21 protein-coding genes and 2 pseudogenes are annotated in these 19,846 nt (G+C 70.2%); 7 read left to right on the top strand and 16 right to left on the bottom strand.

Translation table 11 applies throughout. From position 1 onward, the window contains the following. The first annotated feature begins 15 nt into the window (after positions 1-15). Positions 16-1,542, top strand: coding sequence for a tripartite tricarboxylate transporter permease (locus JAP66_RS26140; RefSeq protein WP_199434502.1), 1,527 nt, complete (start codon positions 16-18; stop codon positions 1,540-1,542). 120 nt (positions 1,543-1,662) lie between these two features. Here the strand turns inward: JAP66_RS26140 and JAP66_RS33335 are convergent, their stop codons facing one another. From JAP66_RS33335 to JAP66_RS26100, 9 genes and pseudogenes are all read right to left on the bottom strand, one after another. After that, the gene (locus JAP66_RS33335; RefSeq protein ID WP_372449013.1) at positions 1,663-2,262 is read right to left on the bottom strand and encodes a thiolase family protein; all 600 of its coding nucleotides are present in this window, start codon (positions 2,260-2,262) and stop codon (positions 1,663-1,665) included. After that, positions 2,231-2,677: pseudogene (locus tag JAP66_RS33330) on the bottom strand (thiolase family protein); the annotation flags it as partial. The pseudogene JAP66_RS33330 and the gene JAP66_RS33335, both read right to left, overlap by 32 nt. Beyond that, the gene (locus tag JAP66_RS26130; RefSeq protein ID WP_199434501.1) at positions 2,670-3,032 is read right to left on the bottom strand and encodes a nuclear transport factor 2 family protein; all 363 of its coding nucleotides are present in this window, start codon (positions 3,030-3,032) and stop codon (positions 2,670-2,672) included. The gene JAP66_RS26130 and the pseudogene JAP66_RS33330, both read right to left, overlap by 8 nt. A 29-nt stretch (positions 3,033-3,061) precedes the next feature. Further along, positions 3,062-3,208, bottom strand: coding sequence for a hypothetical protein (locus JAP66_RS26125; RefSeq protein ID WP_199434500.1), 147 nt, complete (start codon positions 3,206-3,208; stop codon positions 3,062-3,064). Then, the gene (locus JAP66_RS33050) at positions 3,205-3,933 is read right to left on the bottom strand and encodes an aldehyde dehydrogenase family protein (protein ID WP_199434499.1); all 729 of its coding nucleotides are present in this window, start codon (positions 3,931-3,933) and stop codon (positions 3,205-3,207) included. The genes JAP66_RS26125 and JAP66_RS33050 overlap by 4 nt, the downstream gene beginning before the upstream one ends. Next, positions 3,816-4,439: an aldehyde dehydrogenase family protein gene (locus tag JAP66_RS33045; protein ID WP_199434498.1), complete on the bottom strand. Its 624-nt coding sequence runs from the start codon at positions 4,437-4,439 to the stop codon at positions 3,816-3,818. Before JAP66_RS33045 ends, JAP66_RS33050 begins: the two co-directional genes overlap by 118 nt. A 2-nt stretch (positions 4,440-4,441) precedes the next feature. Beyond that, complete coding sequence (locus tag JAP66_RS26110; RefSeq protein WP_199434497.1) at positions 4,442-5,566, bottom strand: NDMA-dependent alcohol dehydrogenase; 1,125 nt, start codon at positions 5,564-5,566, stop codon at positions 4,442-4,444. After that, on the bottom strand, positions 5,563-5,754 hold the full coding sequence (locus tag JAP66_RS26105) for a hypothetical protein (protein WP_199434496.1): 192 nt from the start codon (positions 5,752-5,754) through the stop codon (positions 5,563-5,565). Before JAP66_RS26105 ends, JAP66_RS26110 begins: the two co-directional genes overlap by 4 nt. Next, entirely contained in the window at positions 5,751-6,668 is a 918-nt protein-coding gene (locus JAP66_RS26100; protein ID WP_199434495.1) for an MFS transporter, read from the bottom strand. The genes JAP66_RS26105 and JAP66_RS26100 overlap by 4 nt, the downstream gene beginning before the upstream one ends. Positions 6,669-6,702: 34 nt before the next feature. Between JAP66_RS26100 and JAP66_RS26095 the strand changes: the two genes are divergently transcribed. Next, positions 6,703-7,119: a pectate lyase family protein gene (locus JAP66_RS26095; protein WP_307849720.1), complete on the top strand. Its 417-nt coding sequence runs from the start codon at positions 6,703-6,705 to the stop codon at positions 7,117-7,119. A gap of 40 nt (positions 7,120-7,159) precedes the next feature. Here JAP66_RS26095 and JAP66_RS26090 read toward each other — a convergent pair whose 3' ends face one another. The 7 genes and pseudogenes from JAP66_RS26090 to JAP66_RS26065 all read right to left on the bottom strand — a co-directional run bounded on the left by JAP66_RS26090 (position 7,160) and on the right by JAP66_RS26065 (position 16,311). Then, the gene (locus tag JAP66_RS26090; RefSeq protein ID WP_199434494.1) at positions 7,160-8,212 is read right to left on the bottom strand and encodes an alpha/beta fold hydrolase; all 1,053 of its coding nucleotides are present in this window, start codon (positions 8,210-8,212) and stop codon (positions 7,160-7,162) included. Positions 8,213-8,224: 12 nt separating this feature from the next. Next, on the bottom strand, positions 8,225-9,490 hold the full coding sequence (locus JAP66_RS26085; protein ID WP_199434493.1) for an esterase/lipase family protein: 1,266 nt from the start codon (positions 9,488-9,490) through the stop codon (positions 8,225-8,227). Between the two features lie 232 nt (positions 9,491-9,722). Beyond that, entirely contained in the window at positions 9,723-13,124 is a 3,402-nt protein-coding gene (locus tag JAP66_RS26080; RefSeq protein ID WP_235999487.1) for a glycosyl hydrolase family 95 catalytic domain-containing protein, read from the bottom strand. A gap of 336 nt (positions 13,125-13,460) precedes the next feature. After that, a complete protein-coding gene (locus tag JAP66_RS31870) occupies positions 13,461-13,805 on the bottom strand; it encodes a DUF202 domain-containing protein (RefSeq protein WP_210770664.1) in 345 nt (114 codons plus the stop codon). Then, positions 13,772-13,918: pseudogene (locus JAP66_RS32430) on the bottom strand (YidH family protein); the annotation flags it as partial. The pseudogene JAP66_RS32430 and the gene JAP66_RS31870, both read right to left, overlap by 34 nt. Positions 13,919-13,921: 3 nt before the next feature. Further along, on the bottom strand, positions 13,922-15,253 hold the full coding sequence (locus tag JAP66_RS26070) for an MFS transporter (RefSeq protein WP_199434492.1): 1,332 nt from the start codon (positions 15,251-15,253) through the stop codon (positions 13,922-13,924). Beyond that, on the bottom strand, positions 15,250-16,311 hold the full coding sequence (locus tag JAP66_RS26065) for an MBL fold metallo-hydrolase (protein ID WP_199434491.1): 1,062 nt from the start codon (positions 16,309-16,311) through the stop codon (positions 15,250-15,252). The genes JAP66_RS26070 and JAP66_RS26065 overlap by 4 nt, the downstream gene beginning before the upstream one ends. A 101-nt stretch (positions 16,312-16,412) precedes the next feature. Between JAP66_RS26065 and JAP66_RS26060 the strand changes: the two genes are divergently transcribed. From JAP66_RS26060 to fadE16, 5 genes are all read left to right on the top strand, one after another. Beyond that, positions 16,413-17,300 (top strand): LysR family transcriptional regulator, encoded by an 888-nt coding sequence (locus JAP66_RS26060; RefSeq protein ID WP_199434490.1) that lies wholly within the window; start codon positions 16,413-16,415, stop codon positions 17,298-17,300. Between the two features lie 147 nt (positions 17,301-17,447). Continuing rightward, the gene (locus JAP66_RS26055; protein ID WP_199434489.1) at positions 17,448-17,699 is read left to right on the top strand and encodes a hypothetical protein; all 252 of its coding nucleotides are present in this window, start codon (positions 17,448-17,450) and stop codon (positions 17,697-17,699) included. A gap of 106 nt (positions 17,700-17,805) precedes the next feature. Beyond that, on the top strand, positions 17,806-18,333 hold the full coding sequence (locus JAP66_RS26050; RefSeq protein WP_199434488.1) for a TQO small subunit DoxD: 528 nt from the start codon (positions 17,806-17,808) through the stop codon (positions 18,331-18,333). Then, complete coding sequence (locus JAP66_RS26045) at positions 18,330-18,698, top strand: Rv1678 family membrane protein (RefSeq protein ID WP_199434487.1); 369 nt, start codon at positions 18,330-18,332, stop codon at positions 18,696-18,698. The genes JAP66_RS26050 and JAP66_RS26045 overlap by 4 nt, the downstream gene beginning before the upstream one ends. Next, positions 18,698-19,846, top strand: a complete 1,149-nt coding sequence (gene fadE16 / locus JAP66_RS26040; RefSeq protein ID WP_199434486.1) for an Rv1679 family acyl-CoA dehydrogenase — start codon at positions 18,698-18,700, stop codon at positions 19,844-19,846. The genes JAP66_RS26045 and fadE16 overlap by 1 nt, the downstream gene beginning before the upstream one ends.

Here is a 19,846-nt window from a genome sequence, read left to right as displayed (position 1 = left end):
CCGGAAAGGACAGACGTGCTCGACAACCTCTGGGCGGGCTTCGCCGCCTTCGCCGATCCGACCTACCTGACCCTCGCGGTGGCCGGAGTGGTACTCGGCACGTTGGTCGGGGTGCTTCCCGGCATCGGGCCGATCGGTGCGATGTCGGTGCTGCTCGGCATGACCACACAGCTGGGTCCCGCGGGCTCGCTGATCCTGTTCGCCGGCATCTACTTCGGTTCCACCTACGGAGGGTCGACGACCTCGATCCTGCTCAACGTCCCCGGCGAAGCGTCCTCGGTGGTCACCGCGCTCGACGGCCACGAGATGACGAAACGAGGCAGGTCGGGACCCGCGCTGACGATCGCGGCGGTCTCGTCGTTCGTCGCCGGGACCGTCGCCATCTTCGGTCTCATGATGTTCGCTCCGTGGCTGAGCGGGGTGGCCGTCAAGCTCGGGCCGCCGGAGTACGCGGCTCTGTGCCTGGCGGGACTGCTGCTGTTGGCGGCGCTGTCCAGCGGGTCCACCGCGAAAGCCGTCGTCATGATCTGCGCTGGGCTGGCGATCGGCACGGTCGGCATCGATCCGGCAGGCGGCGACTTGAGGTTCACGTTCGGTTCGGACGCGCTCGCGGAGGGGTTCAGCTTCATCGCCCTGGTCATGGGCGTCTTCGGCATCGCGGAGGCCTTGACGCTGGCCGGCAGGCGGTGGCGTCCGGAACCCGTCAGGGCCCCGAAGCTGCGGGAGTTGCTGCCCTCGCGACAGGAGTCGCGGGACGCGGCGCCCGCGGCGCTGCGCGGATCGGCGACCGGGTTCCTCCTCGGCTTGGTTCCGGGCCCTGCCGCGGTGCTGTCGACGTTCGCCTCCTACGTGACGGAACGCAAGATCTCAAAACGTCCGGAGAAGTTCGGCGCTGGCGCCGTGCAGGGAGTCGCCGGCCCGGAGGCGGCGAACAACGCCGCGGCCGGCGCCGCGTTCATACCGTTGCTGGTGCTTGGCATCCCGTTCGCGCCGACCATGGCGCTTGTGCTCGCGGCACTGCTGCTGAACGGCGTCGTTCCCGGTCCGACCTTCGTCGACGACCAGCCCGAACTGTTCTGGACCGTGATCGCCGCGATGTACATCGCGAACTTCATGCTGCTGGTGCTCAACCTGCCGATGGTCGGCCTGCTCACCCGGCTGCTGGCCATCCCGCCTCAGGCGCTCATGCCGTTCGTGATCGGGCTGTGCATCGTCGGCGTGTACGCCGAGGGCAACTCGATGTTCGACGTGGTGGTCATGCTCATCGCGGGCCTGCTCGGCTTCCTGCTGCGCAGATCCGGATTCAGCATGGCGCCCTTCGTGCTGGCGGTCGTCCTCCAGCCCACCCTCGAAGGCTCGCTGCGCCAGACCCTGGCCTACTCCGACGGTGACCCCGGCTACCTCCTCGGACGGCCCGTCGCGATGGTGATCCTCGCCCTGGTCGTCGTGGCGGTAGCCCTGTCCACGCGGCGGGCGCTCCGCGCGCGAAAGGAGCAACGCCTGGCGGCCCGGCGGGAAGCAAACGATGCGCCCGGTCCGTGATCACCGGGCTCGGGGCAGCCGCGCAACAGACCCACAGCTGCCGAGTCCTCACGACGCAAGATCGAGGCGCGATGGCGGCCGTATTCGTGCCGGGGCGGGATCAATCTTCGCCTTCTGCGGTCAGGTCGCCAGGCATGACCGTGGCGATGAGACCCGCGACGAACTGGGGAACCTCCTCGGTGTCGAGTACCAGACTTGGTTCGCTGTGGTCCCTGCTCCAAAAGATCTCGACCGACTGGTGATCCGAGCGCCGGAGGCACCCAGTGGGTGGCCGAGCGCGACAGCACCACCATGGCGGTTCAAGCGATCGGCGGGCACATCGAACTCTCGTCGCCATGCCAGAGGTACGCAGGCGAATGCCTCGTTCACCTCGAACGCGTCGATGTCCCGCAGGGCCAAGCCGGATCGTTTCAGGATCCGGTAGGTCGCCGGTATCACGCCCATCAACATCAGCACGGGATCGTCCCCGACCACGGCAGTACTGTGGACTCTGGCCCTCGGTCGCATGCCCAGTGACGCGGCCTTCTCGCTGCTCATGATGAGCACAGCGCTCGCACCGTCGGTCAGCGGAGAGGAGTTGCCCGCCGTAACACACCAGTCGATCTCCGGGAACCGGTCGAGCACGCGGTCGTCGGCAAAGGACGGCCGCAGCCGGGCCAGTGCCTCTACATTGGATTCGGCCCGAATCGTCTCCTTGCGATCGAGCGCGGTGCCGGGCACCGGGGCCGTACGGATCAGCGTCACCGCTGCTCGACCACAGTGGCGCCTGGCTCATGGACTCCACTCCGCACGCGATCACCACGTCCGCCGCGCCCGCGACGACGGTGTGCGCGGCGAAATGCAGGGCCTGCTGGCTCGAACCGCATTGCCGGTCCACCGTGGTGGCGGGCACGCTCACCGGGAATCCCGCGGCCAGCACCGCGCTGCGGGTGATGTTCGCGGCTTGCACGCCAGCCTGGGTGACACAGCCTCCGATCACCTCGTCGATCAGTTCGGGCTCGATACCGGTGCGGCGGACGAGCTCGTGCAGCACGCCGGCGAGCAGGTCCGCCGGGCGCACCTCGGCCAGTGCGCCACCGGACTTCCCTTTCCCCGCGGGGGTGCGCACCACGTCGACGATGACCGCGTCACGCATCAGCGCCGTCCGACTTCGATCGCACGGTGAACCGGGCGGTCTGTAGCTGAATCAGCCCGTCGCGCATGACGAAGGTGTCCACTCCGTCGATGATGTCGTGCGCCTTGGCGTCGGCGGTCCATTCCAGCAGCACGGTGTCGTCGTCGGCGACGAGGGTGCCAACCGACAGTGTGAAGCCGGGAAACTGCTCCAGTACGCCCGCGAAGACTTCGGTGAGCGCGGCTCGCCCGGCCACGACACCGTCAGGCGTGATGAACCGGGCGTCCTCGGCGTAGTCCGAGATGACGCCCGCCAGGTCACCATCAGCGAGAGCGCCCGCGTGGTGGTCGATGATCTCTTCCGGGGTTCGTGTCATGAACCTCTCCTGTGGCGTGGACATGCGGATCAGCCGCGCAGGCGGAGCTTCGCGCGCTGCAGCTTGCCGACGTCGTTGCGGGGCAACGCGTCGACGTAATCGAAGACTCGGGGGCGCGCGTGTGCCCCGACACGGTGGCCCACGGCGGACCGCAGCTCCTTCTCGAGCTCGGTCACGGGCAGATCCGGCGCGGCGCGGACCAGCACGCGCGCAGAACGGTGCCGCCGTTCGGACCGGGCGCGGCCACGGCGGCGGCCTCAAGCACGTTCGGGTGCTCGGCCAGTACTCGCTCGACCTCGACCGGGCTGATGTTGTAGCCGGATGCGATGATCATGTCGTCCTCGCGGCCGAGGAAGCACCATCGCCCGTCAGGGCGCACGCACGCTCGGTCCTCGGTGACGAACAGATCGCCCTGCCATCGGGCATCCCATGCGCCGGGGCGGTTCTCGTAGCCGTTGCTGAGCTGGTAGCGGGGCCGTTCGACGGCGATCAGCCCGCTCTCTCCCGCCTCGACGGGGTTGCCGTCCGGGTCGAGAAGTTGGACGTCGAACCCCGGAATCTGCCCGCCGAGGGTGCCCGGTTCAGGATCCGCTCCGCCGGCCAGATCGGCGGCCGCGCGCAGGACCTCGCGGCCGACCTCGGTCGAGCCGGTGAAGGCGACCTTGTCGATGCCGGGATGGGCGGCGATCGCGGCACCGGCGGTCTCACCGTAGCCGGGCAGGATGTTGACCACGCCCGGCGGGAAGCCGGCCTCGTCCATCAGCTCCCCGAGCCGCAGCGCCGTCAGCGGTGTCTGCTCGGCCGGTTTGAGCACGACCGTGCAGCCTGCGGCCAGCGCGGGAGCGAGCTTCCACGCGGCCATGTTGAGCGGGAAGTTCCACGGGATGATGGCGCCGACCACGCCGACCGGTTTCCTGCGGGTATAGGCGTGGTAGTTCGCGCCGGGGTGTAAGGCACCGAGAGCGTGGCGGTCCTGCCGCTGATCTTGTCGGCCCAGCCGGCCATGTAGCGCAACTGACCGGCGGCCAGCGGGACGTCCGCGGCCAGCGCGGCCGCCTGTGGTTTGCCCTGGTCAAGTGATTCCAGCTGAGCGAACTCCTCGGCCCGCTCCTCGAGCAGGTCGGCCAGGCGCCAGATCAACGTCCCCCGCCGGGCAGGCGTCAACCGGGACCACGGCCCCGAAAGGGCACGCCGAGCGGCGGCGACCGCGCGATCGACATCGCGGCCCTCGGCGGCGGCTACGGTGGCCAGGGTCGTGCCGTCGCTGGGGTCCACGGTGCCGAGGGTGCTGCCGTCGAGGGCGTGGACCCATTCGCCGTCGACCAGGAACGGTCCCACGCGGCCGAGCAAGTCCCGGACGTCGGCGCGCAGCCTGTCCTGCTTCGCGGGCCGGCTGGTGGTGGTCATGGTCATATCCCCGCGTAGCTGATCAGCCCGCGGATGTTCCTTCCGTCGAGCATGTCCTGATATCCCTTGTTGATCTCGTCGAGCGGGTACGTCTTGGTGACCAGTTCGTCGAGTTTGAGCTCGCCGTCCATGTACAGGTCGAGCAGGCGGGGAATGTCGATGCGGGGATTCGACGATCCGAACAACCCGCCGCGGATCTGCTTCTCGTAGCACGTCAGCACGAACAGGTCGAGATCGACCTTCAGCTGGTCGCCGGGCGCGACGGAGGTGACCACGAGAACGCCGCGCTTCCCGACGAGTTGGAGCGCGGGCTCCACCAGCCTGCCTTCGGCGATGCTGGTGGTGAGGACGGCCCGCTGTGCCATGGTCCCGTCGGTGAGCTCCCGCACCAGCGGCAAGGCGTCCTCGATGCTTGCCGTGGTGTGCGTGGCGCCGAACTCCTTCGCCTTGTCGCGCTTGAACTCCACGGTGTCCACCGCGACGATGTGTTTCGCGCCGGCGTAGCGGGCACCTTGCACCGCGTTCATGCCGATGCCACCGGTGCCGAGCACCACGACCGTGTCTCCGGGTTCGGTGCCCGCCGTGTGGAAGGCCGAGTCCCACCCGGTGGTGACGCCGCAGCCGACCAGCGCTGCCTTGTCCAGGGGAACGTCGTCGCGGATCTTGATGACGTTGGCTTGGTTGACCACCGCATACGGCGCGAAGGTCCCCAGCAGGCACATCGTGCCCACACCCTGACCGCGCGCCTTCACCCGGTGCTGCCCGTCGGACAGCGCGACCCCACCGAACAGATGCGCACCCAGGTCACACAGGTGGGTTCGCCCTGATACGCAGGAGAAGCAGCGACCGCAGGAGGGGATGAACGCGAGTACGACATGGTCGCCCGGAGCGAGGCCGGTGACCTCAGGCCCGACCTCTTCCACGACCCCGGCGCCCTCGTGGCCGCCGAGCATGGCGTCCAGGCCGACATAGACCCCCGAGTCGATGTGGTCGTCGGAATGGCACAGTCCCGATGCGGCCAGCTTGACGAGCACCTCGCCGGACCGTGGTGGGTCGATCTCGATGTCTTCAACCGACCAGCCCTTGCCTGCTCCGGGGTTCCAGCAGATCGCGCCTCGTGTCTTCATCGACTCTCCTCCGAGGTAGTGTTGACCGACGATGCTGTCTTCGCGGTGAGCAGCGCGAGGAAGGTGATCGCGCAGCCGCCGACGATGTAGAGCGCGAGCACCCACGACTCGCCCACGGCGGCGAACATGGTGGCTGCGAGAAACGGGGCGGTGCCGCCTGCGAGTGCGCCGCCGATCTGGTAGGTCACCGATGTCCCGGTGTAGCGCAGTTGGCGGGGAAGAGCTCCGCCAGGTAACCGGCGACCGCGCTGTAGGTCACGGCGTGGCCGATCGGGATCGCCAGGACCATCGCGATCAGGATCAGCCACGGTGAGCCGCTGTCGAAGAGCCAGAAGTAAGGGAAGGCGATCGCGGCCATGTACACCGATCCGGCCAGTAGCATCCGCCGCCTGCCGAATCGGTCGGCGAGCACCGCGGCCGCCGGGATGGTGAACAGGTCCAGCACGAACGCCGCGATGATCGACAACAGGATCACGTCACGTGAGATCCCCAGATGTTGCGGGCCGTAGGAGAGCACGAACACGGCCACCAGGTAGAACGGGACGAAAGCGGCGGCCTGTGTGCAGATGCCGACCACGAGCGGGCGCCTCGCCCCGCGCAGGACCTCGGCCAGCGGGAACGCCGACAACGACTTCGACTCGCGAACGCTGCGGAAGTCCGGAGACTCGACCACCTGCACTCGGATGTAGAGCCCGACGGCTAGCAGAGCGACGCTGGCCAGGAACGGCAGTCGCCATCCCCACGCCTGGAACTGCTCCTCCGGCAGTTGCCCGACCAGAAAGAACGCGGCAGTCGAGAGCACCATGCCCGCAGGCACACCCGCCTGCGGCCAGCTGCCGTAGAACGCCCGCCGCCCTGGCGGAGCGTGCTCGACGGCCATCAGCACGGCGCCTCCCCATTCGCCACCGACGGCGAATCCCTGCACCAACCGGGCCAGCACGAGCAGGGCGGGCGCGATGATCCCGACTTGGTCGTAGGTCGGCAGTAGTCCGATGGCGACCGTGCCGCATCCCATCATCAGCAGCGACAGGACCAGTATCTTCTTGCGGCCGATCCGGTCGCCGAAGTGGCCGAAGACGACACCGCCGAACGGGCGCGCCACGAAGGCGACGCCGAAGGTCGCGAACGCCGCCAGCGTGCCCGCGGCAGGGCTGAGGGCGGGCGGCCAGGACCGCGGCCGCCTGCGCGTGAGCTATCACCACAACTGGTTCGACGGCACCAACCAGCGGCACCCGCGGGTGCGCTTCGGTAATCCGGTACACGTCTACAACAACTACTACGGCGGCGTCACCAGCTATGGCGTAGCATCCACAACGGAGGCGGGCGTTCTTGTCGAGGGCAACTACTTCGAGAACACCCGGGATCCGTTCCACCGCGGCGAGGGCAGCTCGCCTGCCGGCTCACTGGTCGCCAGGAACAACCACTTCGTGAACTCGGGCAGCGGCGAGCAGGGCGGCAGCGTGAACGGCATCCCCTACTCCTACTCGCTGGACCCCGCCGGCAACGTCAGGTCGATCGTGCGTGGCGGTGCGGGCGTGGGAAGAATCGGCTGACCTCACCGGGTGGTGCGGGGCGGACGGCGCGCAGGAGACCCTATCCCTTGGCGAGGAAGTCCCGCACCGCCGCGCTGAACTCGGCCGGGCGCTCGATGTGCGGACTGTGCCCGGCGCCGGCGACGACCACCTCGTGGCATCGACCACCGGCCGCCACGTAGCGATCCAGCACGGCGCGGGTCTGGGCGACCATCGGCTGCGGCGGGTGTGTGGCCTCACCCGGCCAGCCAGGCACGGCACCGATCGAGCCGAGGTAGGCGAGGTCGAACATGGAGGTGTCCGAGACGATCTGGTCCTCGGCGCCCCTTATCCACAGGATCGGCGGCTTCGGAGTGATCCGGTGCAGGTCGTCGAGCCGGAAGTGGCTGGGTGCGATGGCGTTGAGCACACCGGAGTCGCCGGGCGCGACACCCGGCCACGCGTCGGTCTGCACGAGGTTTCCGGGATAGTGCTCTTCGCCGATGCGGGTGCTCAGCATCGACTCCACGAACGTGTCCGTGAGCTCCGGCTGACAGGGTGGCCTGACATAGAAGGAGAGCAGTACCTGCCGTGGCGAGAGCGGTGAGTCTGCCGACCGCTCACCCGCAGACAGCAGCCGGACGAAGTCCGGGTTCGCCGTCCCTGCGCCGGAGCCGGCACCCGCCTCGTCGGTCAGCTCGCCCTCCACGCCGCGGGTTCCGCCGAACCCGTACGGCGAGACCGGGTTCACCAGAGTCACCGTGCGCACCAGCTCCGTGCGGTCCCGCAGCAGTTGCAGCACGACGCCGCCGCCAAGGCTCCAGCCGACCAGGTGCGCGGGTTCCAGGCCGAGCACCGTCAGCACGGCCGCGAGGTCGTCGGAGTAGTCGCGCACGCCCCTGGTCGCGTCGACGGGTTCCGGGTCGGTGCCGCCGAACCCGCGCAGGTCCACCGCGAGCGGCCGGTAGCCCGCGCGCAGGTCCAGCATCGCCTGCTGCCAGAAGAGGCTGGACGACACGTTGCCGTGCACGAAGACGACGGGCGTGCCGGAGCGTCCTTCGGCCTCGAGAACGTTGACGGTGAGCCGGTGGGTGGCGACGGAACGGGCGGTGATCCCGCCGAGCAGGTGGTCCATTACTCAGTCCTTTCAGGACAGCCAGCTCGCCACGGTCCGCATCACCGAGGGCGCCCAGCCGAGTTGCAGGTGGTTCGCCGAGCCCACCAGCGTGGTCGCGCCGACCCTGCCGATGCCTGCCGTGTCGAGCGCGCTCGACACGAACACCACGCCGTCGCTCGGGCCGCGGGTCTCGTTCCAGATGCCCACGACACTGGGCGAGCCACCGGCCAGCAGGTAGACCGGAACGCTCGCCGGCGTGGGCGCCGACTGGATGCGGCTCACGAGTGAACCGGCGTCGATCGCGGCCTGAATGCCCGGTCCGGCCGTGTAGAAGCCCTGCCCGCCGTAGTACGTGGTGTACCAGTCCTGGGTCGTGGTGTTCACCCCGTAGACGTCGTCCCACCGCGCGAGCATCTGCCGCTGCCCCGGGTAGGTGTCGAAGCCGCCGGTGGGCGTGATGGAGAGCTCCGGGTGGTGGGTGTAGCTCCCGTAGCAGGTCATCCGGGTGTGCGGGCTCGGCGCGTTGATCGTGCCGCCGCACTCCGGCCAGATCGAGAAGTCGTGCGCCCAGCCGTGCGCGAACGGGTAGTCGTAGCCACCGTTGGGACCGCCGAGCAGCAGCAGCCTGCGCACGTCACCGGCATACGCACGGCCCCAGTCCGGGCGGACCGAGGCGACGTACATCCTGGCCGACATCATGCCCTTGCTCCAGCCGACGACGTCCACCGCACTCACGCCGAGACGGGACTTGATGATCGCGATGGCGTCGCCGACCTGCTGTGCCTGCTGGTAGTTGTCACCCTGCTTGTGTGCGAACCCGATGGCGAACACCCGGTGGCCGCGTGAGCTGAGGTATTGCATCAGGCCGGTGCCGGGGCAGCTCGCCGACCCGCACCCGAAGTCGCCCGACTCGCCGGGGTTCGCCCACGCGCGGTCGGGGTTGTCGTTGGCCCCGTGCACGAGCAGCACGGGCGTCGTCCTGGTGCCCGTGTTCCACCCGGGCGCCGAGTAGAGCAGGAAGCGCGACGACGACGGCCGGGCCACCCCGCCGAAGAACGTCCGGCGCTGCCCGTCCTGGTCGCCGCGGCCGTCCGGCGGGTACTGCTCGTCGCGGAAGCCGGCCGTGGTGTCCCGGTAGCGGTCCACCTTCGCCCAGCCGTTCGCGACACCGGTGTAGGTGGCCTCGCGAGTCAGGTAGGACGGCTCGGCCGCGGAGGCCGTGCCGCCGGGTACGAGCACGCCGGCCACGGCGGCGCTCAGCACGGCGGCGGCGAGCAGGTATCGGATCGGGCGCATCGGCTTCCTCGGCATCGGCGCTGGGAACAGGTGGCCACCCAGCCTCACGAGCAGGCCGCCCTGCGGTCAAGGTGGCCTGCCGCCACCCCCCGGTGGCACGAGGTGTGCACTGGCCACACCCCGTGCCACCGGATGACCGGGGATCGGCGGGATCGTCCGGTTCGCGGGCGACCCCGTCGGCGTTGCCCGCGAGCCAGTCGATGAGCACGCTCGCGTCGCGACCGGTCACCGATCAGCCGAACGCGTGGCTACGCCAGTTCGGCACCTCTTCCGGGGCCAGCGCGCCGGGCAGGATCGCCGTGCGGTCGACCGCACCCGCCAGGCGCTGGCCGCCACCCTGGTCCGCGCCGAACCGGAGCTCCCGGGTGGCACAACCGTTGATCCCGTCGCCCGGCACCTCGGCGGTGCCCGCCCGCTCGCCGTCGAGGTAGACGGTGATCTCGCCGGTGCCGGTCATGGTGACCACCACGTCCACCCACCGGCCGGTGGGCATCGTGGCCGCTGTGGTGACGCCGTTGCCGGCCCCGATGAACCGCACGTTGTTCGACGGGGTCAGGTCGATCAGCACGCCGTCGGTGCCGGGGTCACCGCTGGGCTGCCAGTCGAACAACCGGCGGTACGACCCGGACCCGTCGACCTTCACCTCGGCGGCGAAGGTCGCCTCGCGCAGGAAGCCCAGCGAGGTCGGCTCCGTCCGCAGGAACGACTGCCCGTCCAGCAGCAGGCCGCTCCCGGTCGGCGCCGAACCGTCATAGCTCGCGGTTCCCCGCACGGTGGCATCACGCCGGTACGCCGATCCATCGTCGACTGTGGACCCCGACTGCGGATCCCACGCCACGAGTGGCCCTTCCAGCGACGGCCCCGCGCACGGCGGCAACGGCTCGATCGCCACCCTCGTGACACCGGTGTGCCGCCAGCCGTCCCCGGTCAGTACCGCGCGGACGGCCTGGCCGGCCTGCTCACCGGCCACCGGGGTGACCGAGAAGGTGAACCGCCTGGACTCCCCCTTCCGCAGCGGCAGCAGCCGGTGGCCCTCCGGTGTCGCGGTCCAGCCCCCGGGCAGGTCGAGCGCCAGCCGCCCGGCCGGTAGGGTCCGGCCCCGCGCCGCCACCGTGACGTCCACCTCGAACGGGGTCGCGGCGGCGACCTGATCCGGCGCCTCGACCGCGACCGAGGCCAGCGCCCGTACCTCGTACGTCGCGCCCCGCTCGGCGTCGATGGTGATCCGGTCGCCGCCCGTCGTGACGGGCACCTTCCTGCCCGATCCCGCGTCCACCACCTCGTAGCGGCCTTCGAAGAGGTCGCTCGCCACGGTCAGTGCACCGCCGCGGCCCGCGGCGAGCCGGATGCGGGTCGGCACGCCGCCCGCCCAGTCCACGTCCACCGTCACGTCGCCGCGGGCGCGCAGGCCCTCGACCGAGCCGGTGTCCCAGAAGTCCGGCAGCGCGGGGAGCACGTCCACCACGCCGCTCTGGCTCTGCAGCAGCATCTCCGCGACACCGGCGGTGGCACCGAAGTTGCCGTCGATCTGGAACGGCGGGTGCGTGTCCCACAGGTTCGGCAGGGTGCTGTTCCTGAGCAGCTCGGACAGCATCGTGTGCGAGTGGTTGCCATCGAGCAGCCGTGCCCAGAAGTTGATCTTCCATGCCTTGCTCCAGCCGGTGCCGGCGTCCCCGCGCGCGGTGAGCGACGTCCGGGCGGCCTCGACCAGCTCGGGGTCGTCGCCCGGGTTGATCTGGTTGCCCGGATGCAGCGCGAACAGGTGCGACACGTGCCGGTGCTCGTTGTCCGGGTCGTCCCGGTCCTCCTTCCACTCCTGCAGCTGGCCCCACTCGCCGACCCGCAGACCAGGGTCCAACTTGTCGAGTGTGGACTGTGCCTGCCTGGCGAACCCGTCCTCGCCCAGCTTCGTGGCCGCCGCGACGGTGTTGGACAGCAGGCCCCAGACGATCTGCTGGGACATCGACGCACCGGCGGTGAACGGGCCGTGCTCCGGCGAGAAGCTCGGGCTCACCACCAGCTTTCCGTCCCGCGGATCGGTCACGAGCTCGTCCATCCAGAACTCGGAAAGCGACTTCATCATCGGATAAGCCCGCTCACGCAGGAAGTCCACGTCCATGGTGAACAGGTAGTGCTCGTAGTAGTGCTGGGCGAGCCAGGCGCCGGACTCGGGGAACCAGAAGGCGGTGGCCCAATCGTGCACGCCGGTGAAGCCGAACGGGTTGGTCTCGTTGTGCACCACCCAGCCACGGTTGCCGAACATCTCCTCGGCAGTGACCTCGCCAGGCGGTACGAGGGAGTCCACGTAGTCGAACAGCGGCGCGGCCGTCTCCGAGAGGTTGGTGGTCTCCGCGGGCCAGTAGTTCATCTGCAGGTTGATGTTGACGTGGTAGTCGGCACTCCACGGCGGGGAGGTCGAGTTGTTCCACACGCCCTGCAGGTTCGCCGGCAGCGAGCCGGGCCGCGACGAGGCGACCAGCAGGTAGCGGCCGTACTGGAAGTACAGTGCCTCCAGCGCCTTGCGGTGGGCGGCCGGGGTGGCCGGGTCACGGTAGGCACGCAGCAGGTCGTCGGTCGGCATGTCCGGCATCTCCTGGCCGATGTCCAGGCTCACCCGGTCGAACAGCTCCCGGTAGTCGGCGAGGTGAGCCGACCGCAGCCGCGGGAAACCCTTCCGGACGGCCCGGTCCACCCGCTGGGTGACCGCGTCGTGCGGGTCGGTGCCGGTCCGGTAGGCCGGGAAGGCGTCGGAGTAGTCCGTGCCGGCGGCGAGGATCAGCGTGACGGCGTCCGCACCGCTGACGGTGACCGAGCCGTCCGCGTTGTCGGTGCGTGTACCACCCTCGTTGAGCACCTGGATCTGCGACTCGTAACGCATCTCGTTGTCGTCGAGACTGCCGGCGAAGGTGATCCGGCCGTCCCGCGCGGTCACCGTCTTCGACCGGTTGTCCGGTGCGGTGACCGCGGTGGTGAAACCGACCTCGCCCGGCCGGCCTGCGGAGAGCCGCGCGACGATCACGTCGTCCGGCGCCGAGGCGAAGTACTCGCGGCTGTGCCGCACGCCGTCGGCGGTGTAGCCGACGCCGGCGGTGGCTTCGGCGATGTCGAGGTGCCGCCGGTAGCCGGTGACCTCGGCCGGCTGCTCGGGCAGGGTGAGCCGGACGTCGCCGAAGACCTGGTAGGCACCGAAGCCGGTCTTGGGCTGGCCGAGTTGGCGGGCTACCCAGTCCGGATCGGCCGTGCCTTCGGCGTCGATCCGGTCCCGCACCGCCTCGATGGCACCCGGGCGCGGCGTGCGCCAGTTGCCGAAGTCGTAGCCGGGCGAGCCGGGCCCACCGGTCCACAGGGTCTTCTCGTTGAACTGCAACAGCTCGTTCTGCACACCGCCGAAGATGTTCGCGCCGAGCGCGCCGTTGCCGATCGGCAGCGACTGGGTCTCCCAGTCGGTGGCCGGTTCGTCGTACCACAGCGTCAGCCCGGCGTCGCGGTTCGCGCCGCCGCTCGCGCCGGTGGCCGGCTCGCCGACGGCGGTGGAGCCGCCTCCGGTCAGGACGGTGCCCGCGAGCGCCGTGGCCGCCACCATCGTGGTCACCAGTAACCGCGGCGCTCGACCGCGTAAGCGTCTGTTGGCCATCACGACTCCCTTGTCATGAGCACACCGAGTAGGCGACGGAGACGGCTTCTCTCCGCCGCCGGAACCGTTCATTGGTCGGATCACCGGTTTCGGCGGCTCTCCCCCAGTGCCCCGCTTTCGTCGCGGCGATCAGTCGTCGGATGTATCGGAACAGGACAATTGTCCGTGGCACTACGCGAAACCGGATTCACCCGCCACGAACAATCCTCCGGTCGGACTTGGGTTCGACCGAGGATAGACATCCGATGTATCTGCCGTCAAGGTCCTGTTGGTTAACCGTCACTCACCCCAGCTTGTCCAAAGTGGACTCACCGCTGCCCCGCCCCGCGACCCGGTTCAGCCGAGGAACACGATCGCGGCAGCCGCCGGCGCGACGACGTGCGCGACGAGCAGCACGTTGGCGACGAACCCCGGCTCGACCGAACCCGCGCGGAACCGGTTCACGCGCCGGATGTGCCGCCGGGCCGACAGTGCGAGCAGGCCCACCGGGAAAACCATCGGTCCGGCACCGGCCGGCAGGGCGTGCCATGAACCGGCCGGGGCGAGCCGGGCGACCGTCAGCGCGACGACCACGAGGCCGAGCACGGTGGGCTCCCACGCGAGCGATGTCCGCTCCGGCTGGAGTCCGTGGTCGGCATGGGTGCCGCGCCCGCGATGACGGCGAGTGCCGTGCGCACCCACGCCAGGAACGTTCGTTCGTTGGCAAGGGTGAACCGCGGATCGGGCTCAGGCCCCGCACGCAGCGCCCGAGGCCGCCACGTGCGGGGCCGGGTGTCCTCCGGGAGGCCGGTCACCAGCTACCCGATCTCCCGGATTTCCTTGTCCTTGCCCTCCTGGGCGGCGAGCAGGGCGATCGCGCTGATCGCGGAGAGGGTGATCCAGGCAACCGCGACCAGCCACAGGGATCCGCCTGCGGCGAGCACCAGGCCGGTCGCGAGCATCGGCATGAACCCCGCGCCGAGGGTCGACGCGGTCTGGTAACCGATCGACGTACCGCTGTAGCGGATGCGGGTCGGGTACAGCTCGGCCGCGAACGCGCCGTAGGGCCCTGCCGTGAAGCCCTGGACCACGCTGAGTCCGAGGAACAGCGCCAGGAACACCGCCCAGGTCTGCCCGGACTCGAGCAGGTGCAGGATGGGGAACGCCAGGACGGCGGCTCCCACCATCCCGCCGAGCATCACCCGCTTGCGGCCGATCTGGTCGCTGAGCCGCGCGGCGACGATGATCATGACGATGGTGCACACGCCGGCGAGCGCCTTGACGTTGAGCACGGAGGTGGGCGAAAGGATGGCCTGCCGCACGGCGTAGGAGATCGCCCACGCACCCATCAGGCCCTGCGCCGCCTGGCCCGCGATGCCGGTGCCCACGGAGATCAGGAAGCTGCGCCGGTACCTCGTGAACACCTCGACGACAGGCGCCCTCGCGGCCCTTGCCTGCCCGGCGACCTCGGTGAACACAGCCGACTCCGCCACCTTCAGCCGGATCACCAGACCGACCAGCACCAGGACGGCGCTCAGCAGGAACGGGATTCGCCAGCCCCAGGCCAGGAAGTCCGCGCGGGGCAGGGTCGAGGCCGCGCTCAGCACCAGCGTGGCGACGATCGCCCCGGCAGGTGCCCCCATGTAGGCGAACGACGCGGCGAACCCGCGTTTGCTCTTCTGGGCGCGCTCGAACGCCAGCAGCATCGCACCGCCCCACTCGCCGCCCACGGCGACGCCCTGCAGGATTCGCAGCGTGACCAGCAGCAGCGGCGCGGCCACACCGATCTGCGCCGGGGTGGGCAGCAGGCCGATCAGCACGCTCGCCGCACCCATCAGCACGAGCGTGACGATCAGCATCGACTTGCGGCCGAGCCGGTCGCCGAGGTGGCCGAACACGACGCCGCCCAGCGGGCGGGCCAGGTAGCCGGCCGCGAGGGTGCCGAAGGACAGCAGTTGCGCGACGCCCTCCCCGGCGCCGGTGAAGAACACCTGGTCGAACACGATGCTCGCGGCGGTGGCGTAGAGGACGAAGTCGTAGTACTCGATGGCCGTGCCGATAAAACTGGAGGCGAGGATGCGGCGCATCTCGCGGGGGCCTGCGGTCGCGGCCGTCGCCTGCGTCGGCGGGGTGGGGTTCGCGGTGGTCATCGGCGGACCTCCGGGACAAGGCCGGCAGGCGGTGCCTGCACCGTGGCGAACGGGAGCACGTCGAGGTCCTCGGGGACGTAGAGCGGGCCGCCGAACGTCTCCGCCGCCGCCAGCCACGACGCACGGGGGGCGTTGGCGGGAACCAGGTGGTGCAGGGCCAGCGCACCGGCCCCGGCCCGCTCGGCGACCCGGCCGGCCTGCCGCGGCGTCGTGTGCGCCCGGCGGTGGTGGTCCATGGTCGCCCTGAGCATCTCCGTGTCCGTGTAGCGGCCCGCGATCAGCTCCAGGTCGATCGCCTCGTGCAGCAGCAGGCCGGTGCCCATGGCCAGCCGCTCGAGGTTGCTGCACGGCGCCGTGTCGCCGGAGATCGTCACCGAGCCGTTCGCCGTGTCGAACCGGAACGCGAAGGCCGGAGCCGTGGGCGGATGTGCCACCAGCGTCGCGGTCACCACCACGTGGTCGTCCTCGAACACCGGGAACGGCTCCATCTCCGGCGCCACCACCGCGTCCGGGTCGAAGCCGGTGCCGGCGGGAAGGGCGATGTCGCGCACCTCGTAGTGCTCGGACGGCGGGCGGGTGAGCGAGTCGAAGATCCGGTCGTTGAGGTCGGTCGCGTAGGCGGCGCAGAGCTGCTCGACCATGTCGACGGTGCCCGGGGTGGGATTCCACGGCGCGACCGCCCGGGGCATCGCGGTGGCGTGCCGGGACACCGGCGGCAACGTGCCGCGCGAGCCCGGACCACGCACGGCGATCGGGCCGGCGTCGCGGTCCTTGCGTTCGAACTGGCCGAACAGCAACAGCGCGGCCAGGTCGACGACGTGGTCGGAATGCAGGTGAGTGAGGAACAGGCCGCGGACCCGATCGAGCCGGAGTCCGGCGCGGGCCAGCTGGCGCCCCGTGCCCTGCCCGCAGTCCACCAGGTACACCGCGTCATCGACGACGACCGCGGTGCTGATGCCGCTGCGGGGCGTCTCACCGGGACGGTCCCACCAGCGCGGGCCTCCCGCAGTGCCCAGGGCTACCACATGCGGTCCCGGCCGCGTTGCGTGTTCGGTCATGGCACTCCCTCGTGTCATGCGTGCGTTCGTGCCGATCACGCTCGCACCCGGCCGACCTCGGGAAAAACTGAATCTTTTCCGGTAAGCCCTAAGCTCAGCTTATGAAGGACGTCACGATACGACAGCTCGAATACTTCGTCGCCGTCGCGGAAGAGCAGTCGATCACCAGGGCCGCGTTGAAGTGCCACGTCACGCAGGCCGCGATCAGCCAGGCGCTGAAGGAGCTGGAGGCGGTCCTCGGCGTGCAGCTCGCGATCCGGCGCACGGCCAAGGGAATCCACCTGACGCCCACCGGACGGGCGGTGGCGACGCGCAGCCGCACGCTGCTAGGCGAGGTGCGGCACCTGGTGAGCACGGCGGACGGGACGGCGGAGACCGGCACCTACACGGTCGGTTGTTTCCCGACCCTCTCTCCCCTCGTCATCCCCGAGCTGGCCGAGTTCGTCGCCCGCAACCACCCGAGCGTCCGACTGGAGATCGTCGAGGACACCGGCCCGGAGATCCAGGAACGGATGATGCGCGGGCAGGTGGATCTGTGCTTCATCTACGAAGCACAGCGGCATCCCGAGGCGAGCACCGTCCTGCTCAAGGAACGCCGCTTCCGGATCGCCGTCGCGGCCGACCACCCGCTCGCCCGGCACGACGCCGTGAGCGTCGCCGAACTGGCGCGGCATCCCTTCGCACTGCTGAACGTGGAGCCCGCGACGTATCTCAACGAGGCCATGCTGCGCCGGTTCGGCGTGGTGCCGAACGTGGTGTACCGCAGCTCCAGTGTGCACACCATCCGCTCGATCGTCGGGCGCGGACTGGCCTGCGCGCTGCTGATGCACGAGGTCGCCGAGAGCGACGAGGGGCGCCCGCTGCGCTTCCTGCCCATCGTGGAGGATCTCGGGACGAACTCGATCCTCGCCGCGTCACCGCGCGGGGTACGGCCGTCCACCCTCACCGCCGCGCTGATCGAGCACTGCCAGGCGGCACTGGCAACGTGATCCCGCAGGTCAACGCTCGTGAGTGCGTAACAGTGTTCTAACTCGTGTGCGCATTCACGAGAGGTGACCAGGCACAATGCGCCATCCGTGTCGAAATCCTCCCGGCTCGTTCGACGTATCTATGAGCCGAACCGAGAGGGGCCTGACATGGACGCCGGAAACCACCGCACACTGGCCATGCTTCGCGCGGTCGCCGCCGGACGTGCCCACGTGTCGTGCAGTAGCGAACCCGACCTGTTCGTCGACGGAGTGCCGTGCTGCGACCAGTTCGCCGCACATGCGCTCGCGCGGGAGGGCCTGGTCCGGCCTGCCCGGCCCGGGCGAGTCGGGCAGCGAGTGCCCGCCGCCCTGACCGACGCGGGCCGGGCGCTGCTGTCCACCCCGGCCACCGCCGCCTGACCGCTCGTCGCCCCGTTAGAGGTCCGTAAGGAGCCGCGGGGTTGTGCCGCCGCCCGCGATTGCCTTCAGTGGAAGCCGTGCAGCGGCGAAGCAGTGGAGGCCCCGGATGAGCGTCCGGGTGGATGAACCGGCGACCGGGGCGCTGCCGTCCCGGGTGTCGCTGGCGGTCGTGCGCGTCGGCGTCGCACTGCTCTGGATCCAGAACGCGGCCTGGAAGGTGCCACCGGACTTCGGTGAGTCCGGCGGAGGCGGGCTGTACCACTTCACCCGGTTCGCCGTGGACCGGCCGGTGTGGGGTCCCTACGCCTGGCTCGTGGAGAACGTGGTGCTGCCGAACTTCGTGTTCTTCGGCTGGGTCACCCTGCTGGTGGAGGCGAGTCTCGGGGCGTTCCTGCTGGTCGGGCTCGCGACCCGGCTCTGGGCGCTGGTCGGCGTCGGACAGTCGCTGGTCATCACGCTCTCGGTGCTCAACGCGCCACACGAATGGCACTGGTCCTACTACCTGATGATCCTGGCGCACCTCGCGTTGTTCGCCACCGCCGCGGGCCGCCACTTCGGGGTGGACGCCGTGCTGCGGCCCGCCCTGCGCGGCCGGGCCGGCGCCGGTGCCCGACTGCTGGCGAGGCTGACATGACCCGCCCCGACCGCGCCGTCGTCGCCCTCGGGGTGGCGGCCCTGCTCAGCACGGTGTTCGCGCTCAGTCCCGGCGGGCATCTGCCGTACGACTTCCTGCAGCTGCGCGGGGCGGGCCTTGTGGTCGTCACCGCCATCGGGATCCTCGCCGTGGCGGGCGGACTGCTCCGGTCGCGAATCGTGGTGCTGATCGCCGGTGCCGCCTTTCTCGGAGCCGCCGTCGTGCAGTTGCTCCAGGCGGGCCGGGACACGAACTGGCTCGAGGGCAACGGTTCCACGCTGTCGCTGCTGCTCGGCCTCGGCGTCGGCCTGCTGGTGACCGGGCTCGTGCCGAGGGAACACAACGGAACCCGACAGGAAGGCTGATGGCAACCGTGGACCTGACGAGGCAGGACCTCACCGCACGGCTGGAACCGGTGCTGACGGCGGCCGGCGAGCACGCCAGGGAGGTGGACGCCGCCGCCCGGTTCCCGGAGGAGGCGGTGGCTGCGCTGCGGGACTCCGGGCTGCTGGGGCTCACGCTGCCTGCCGAGGCAGGTGGGCTCGGCCAGGGGCCGCACGAGTTCGCCGAGGTGGTGAGCGCGCTCGCCGCCGCCTGTGGCTCGACGGCCATGATCTACCTGATGCACGTCAGCGCCGCCATGCCGCTGGCGGCGGCACCACCACCGGCCGTGCCCGAACTACTGTCCGAACTTGCCAGTGGCAAGGCACTGGCTTCGCTGGCCCTGTCGGAGAAGGGGTCGCGCTCGCACTTCTGGGCCCCGGTGTCGCAGGCGCGGTCGACCGGAGCCGGGCTCCGGGTGCGGGCCGACAAAAGCTGGGTGACGTCCGCCGGGCACGCCGACGTCTACGTCGTGTCGACGTTGACTCCGGATACCGGCACAGCCGACACGGTCGACATGGTCGCCGTCCCCGCGGCCACCGCGGGGGTCACCGTCGCCGGTGACTGGCACGGCCTCGGCCTGCGGGGCAACGCGTCCGCGCCGATGAAGCTCGATGTGGAGCTACCCGCGGACCACCGGCTGGGCTCGGCGGGCACCGGCTTCGAGCTGATGATGCAGACGGTGCTGCCGTGGTTCAACCTCGGCAACGCCGCGGTGTCCGCCGGGCTGTCGCGGGCGGCCACCGACGCGGCGGTCGCGCACGCGAGCGCGGCGAGGTTCGAGCATCTCGAGGAGAGCCTGTCCGCGCTGCCGACGATCCGCGCGCAGCTGGCGAAGATGTCGATCGAGGTCGCCGGTGTCCGCGCCGCACTCCGGCAGACCGCCGATCGGCTGGCCGAGCCGGGCGAGGACACCATGCTGCACGTACTCGGAATCAAGGCGAGCGCGAACGACGCGGCGCTGCGGGTCACCGACGCGGCGATGCGGGTGTGCGGCGGTGCGGCCTTCTCCGAGCACCTGCAGATCGACCGGTACTTCCGGGACGCGCGGGCCGGGCACGTGATGGCTCCGACCGCGGACGCGCTCTACGACTTCTACGGCAAGGCCATCACCGGACAGCCGCTTTTCTGA

The organism is Qaidamihabitans albus (genome assembly GCF_016464705.1).
GTDB classification, from domain to species: Bacteria; Actinomycetota; Actinomycetes; order Mycobacteriales; family Pseudonocardiaceae; genus Qaidamihabitans; species Qaidamihabitans albus.
The sequence above is the reverse complement of the archived record's forward strand: the minus strand, read 5'-3'. Positions and strand labels throughout refer to the sequence as shown.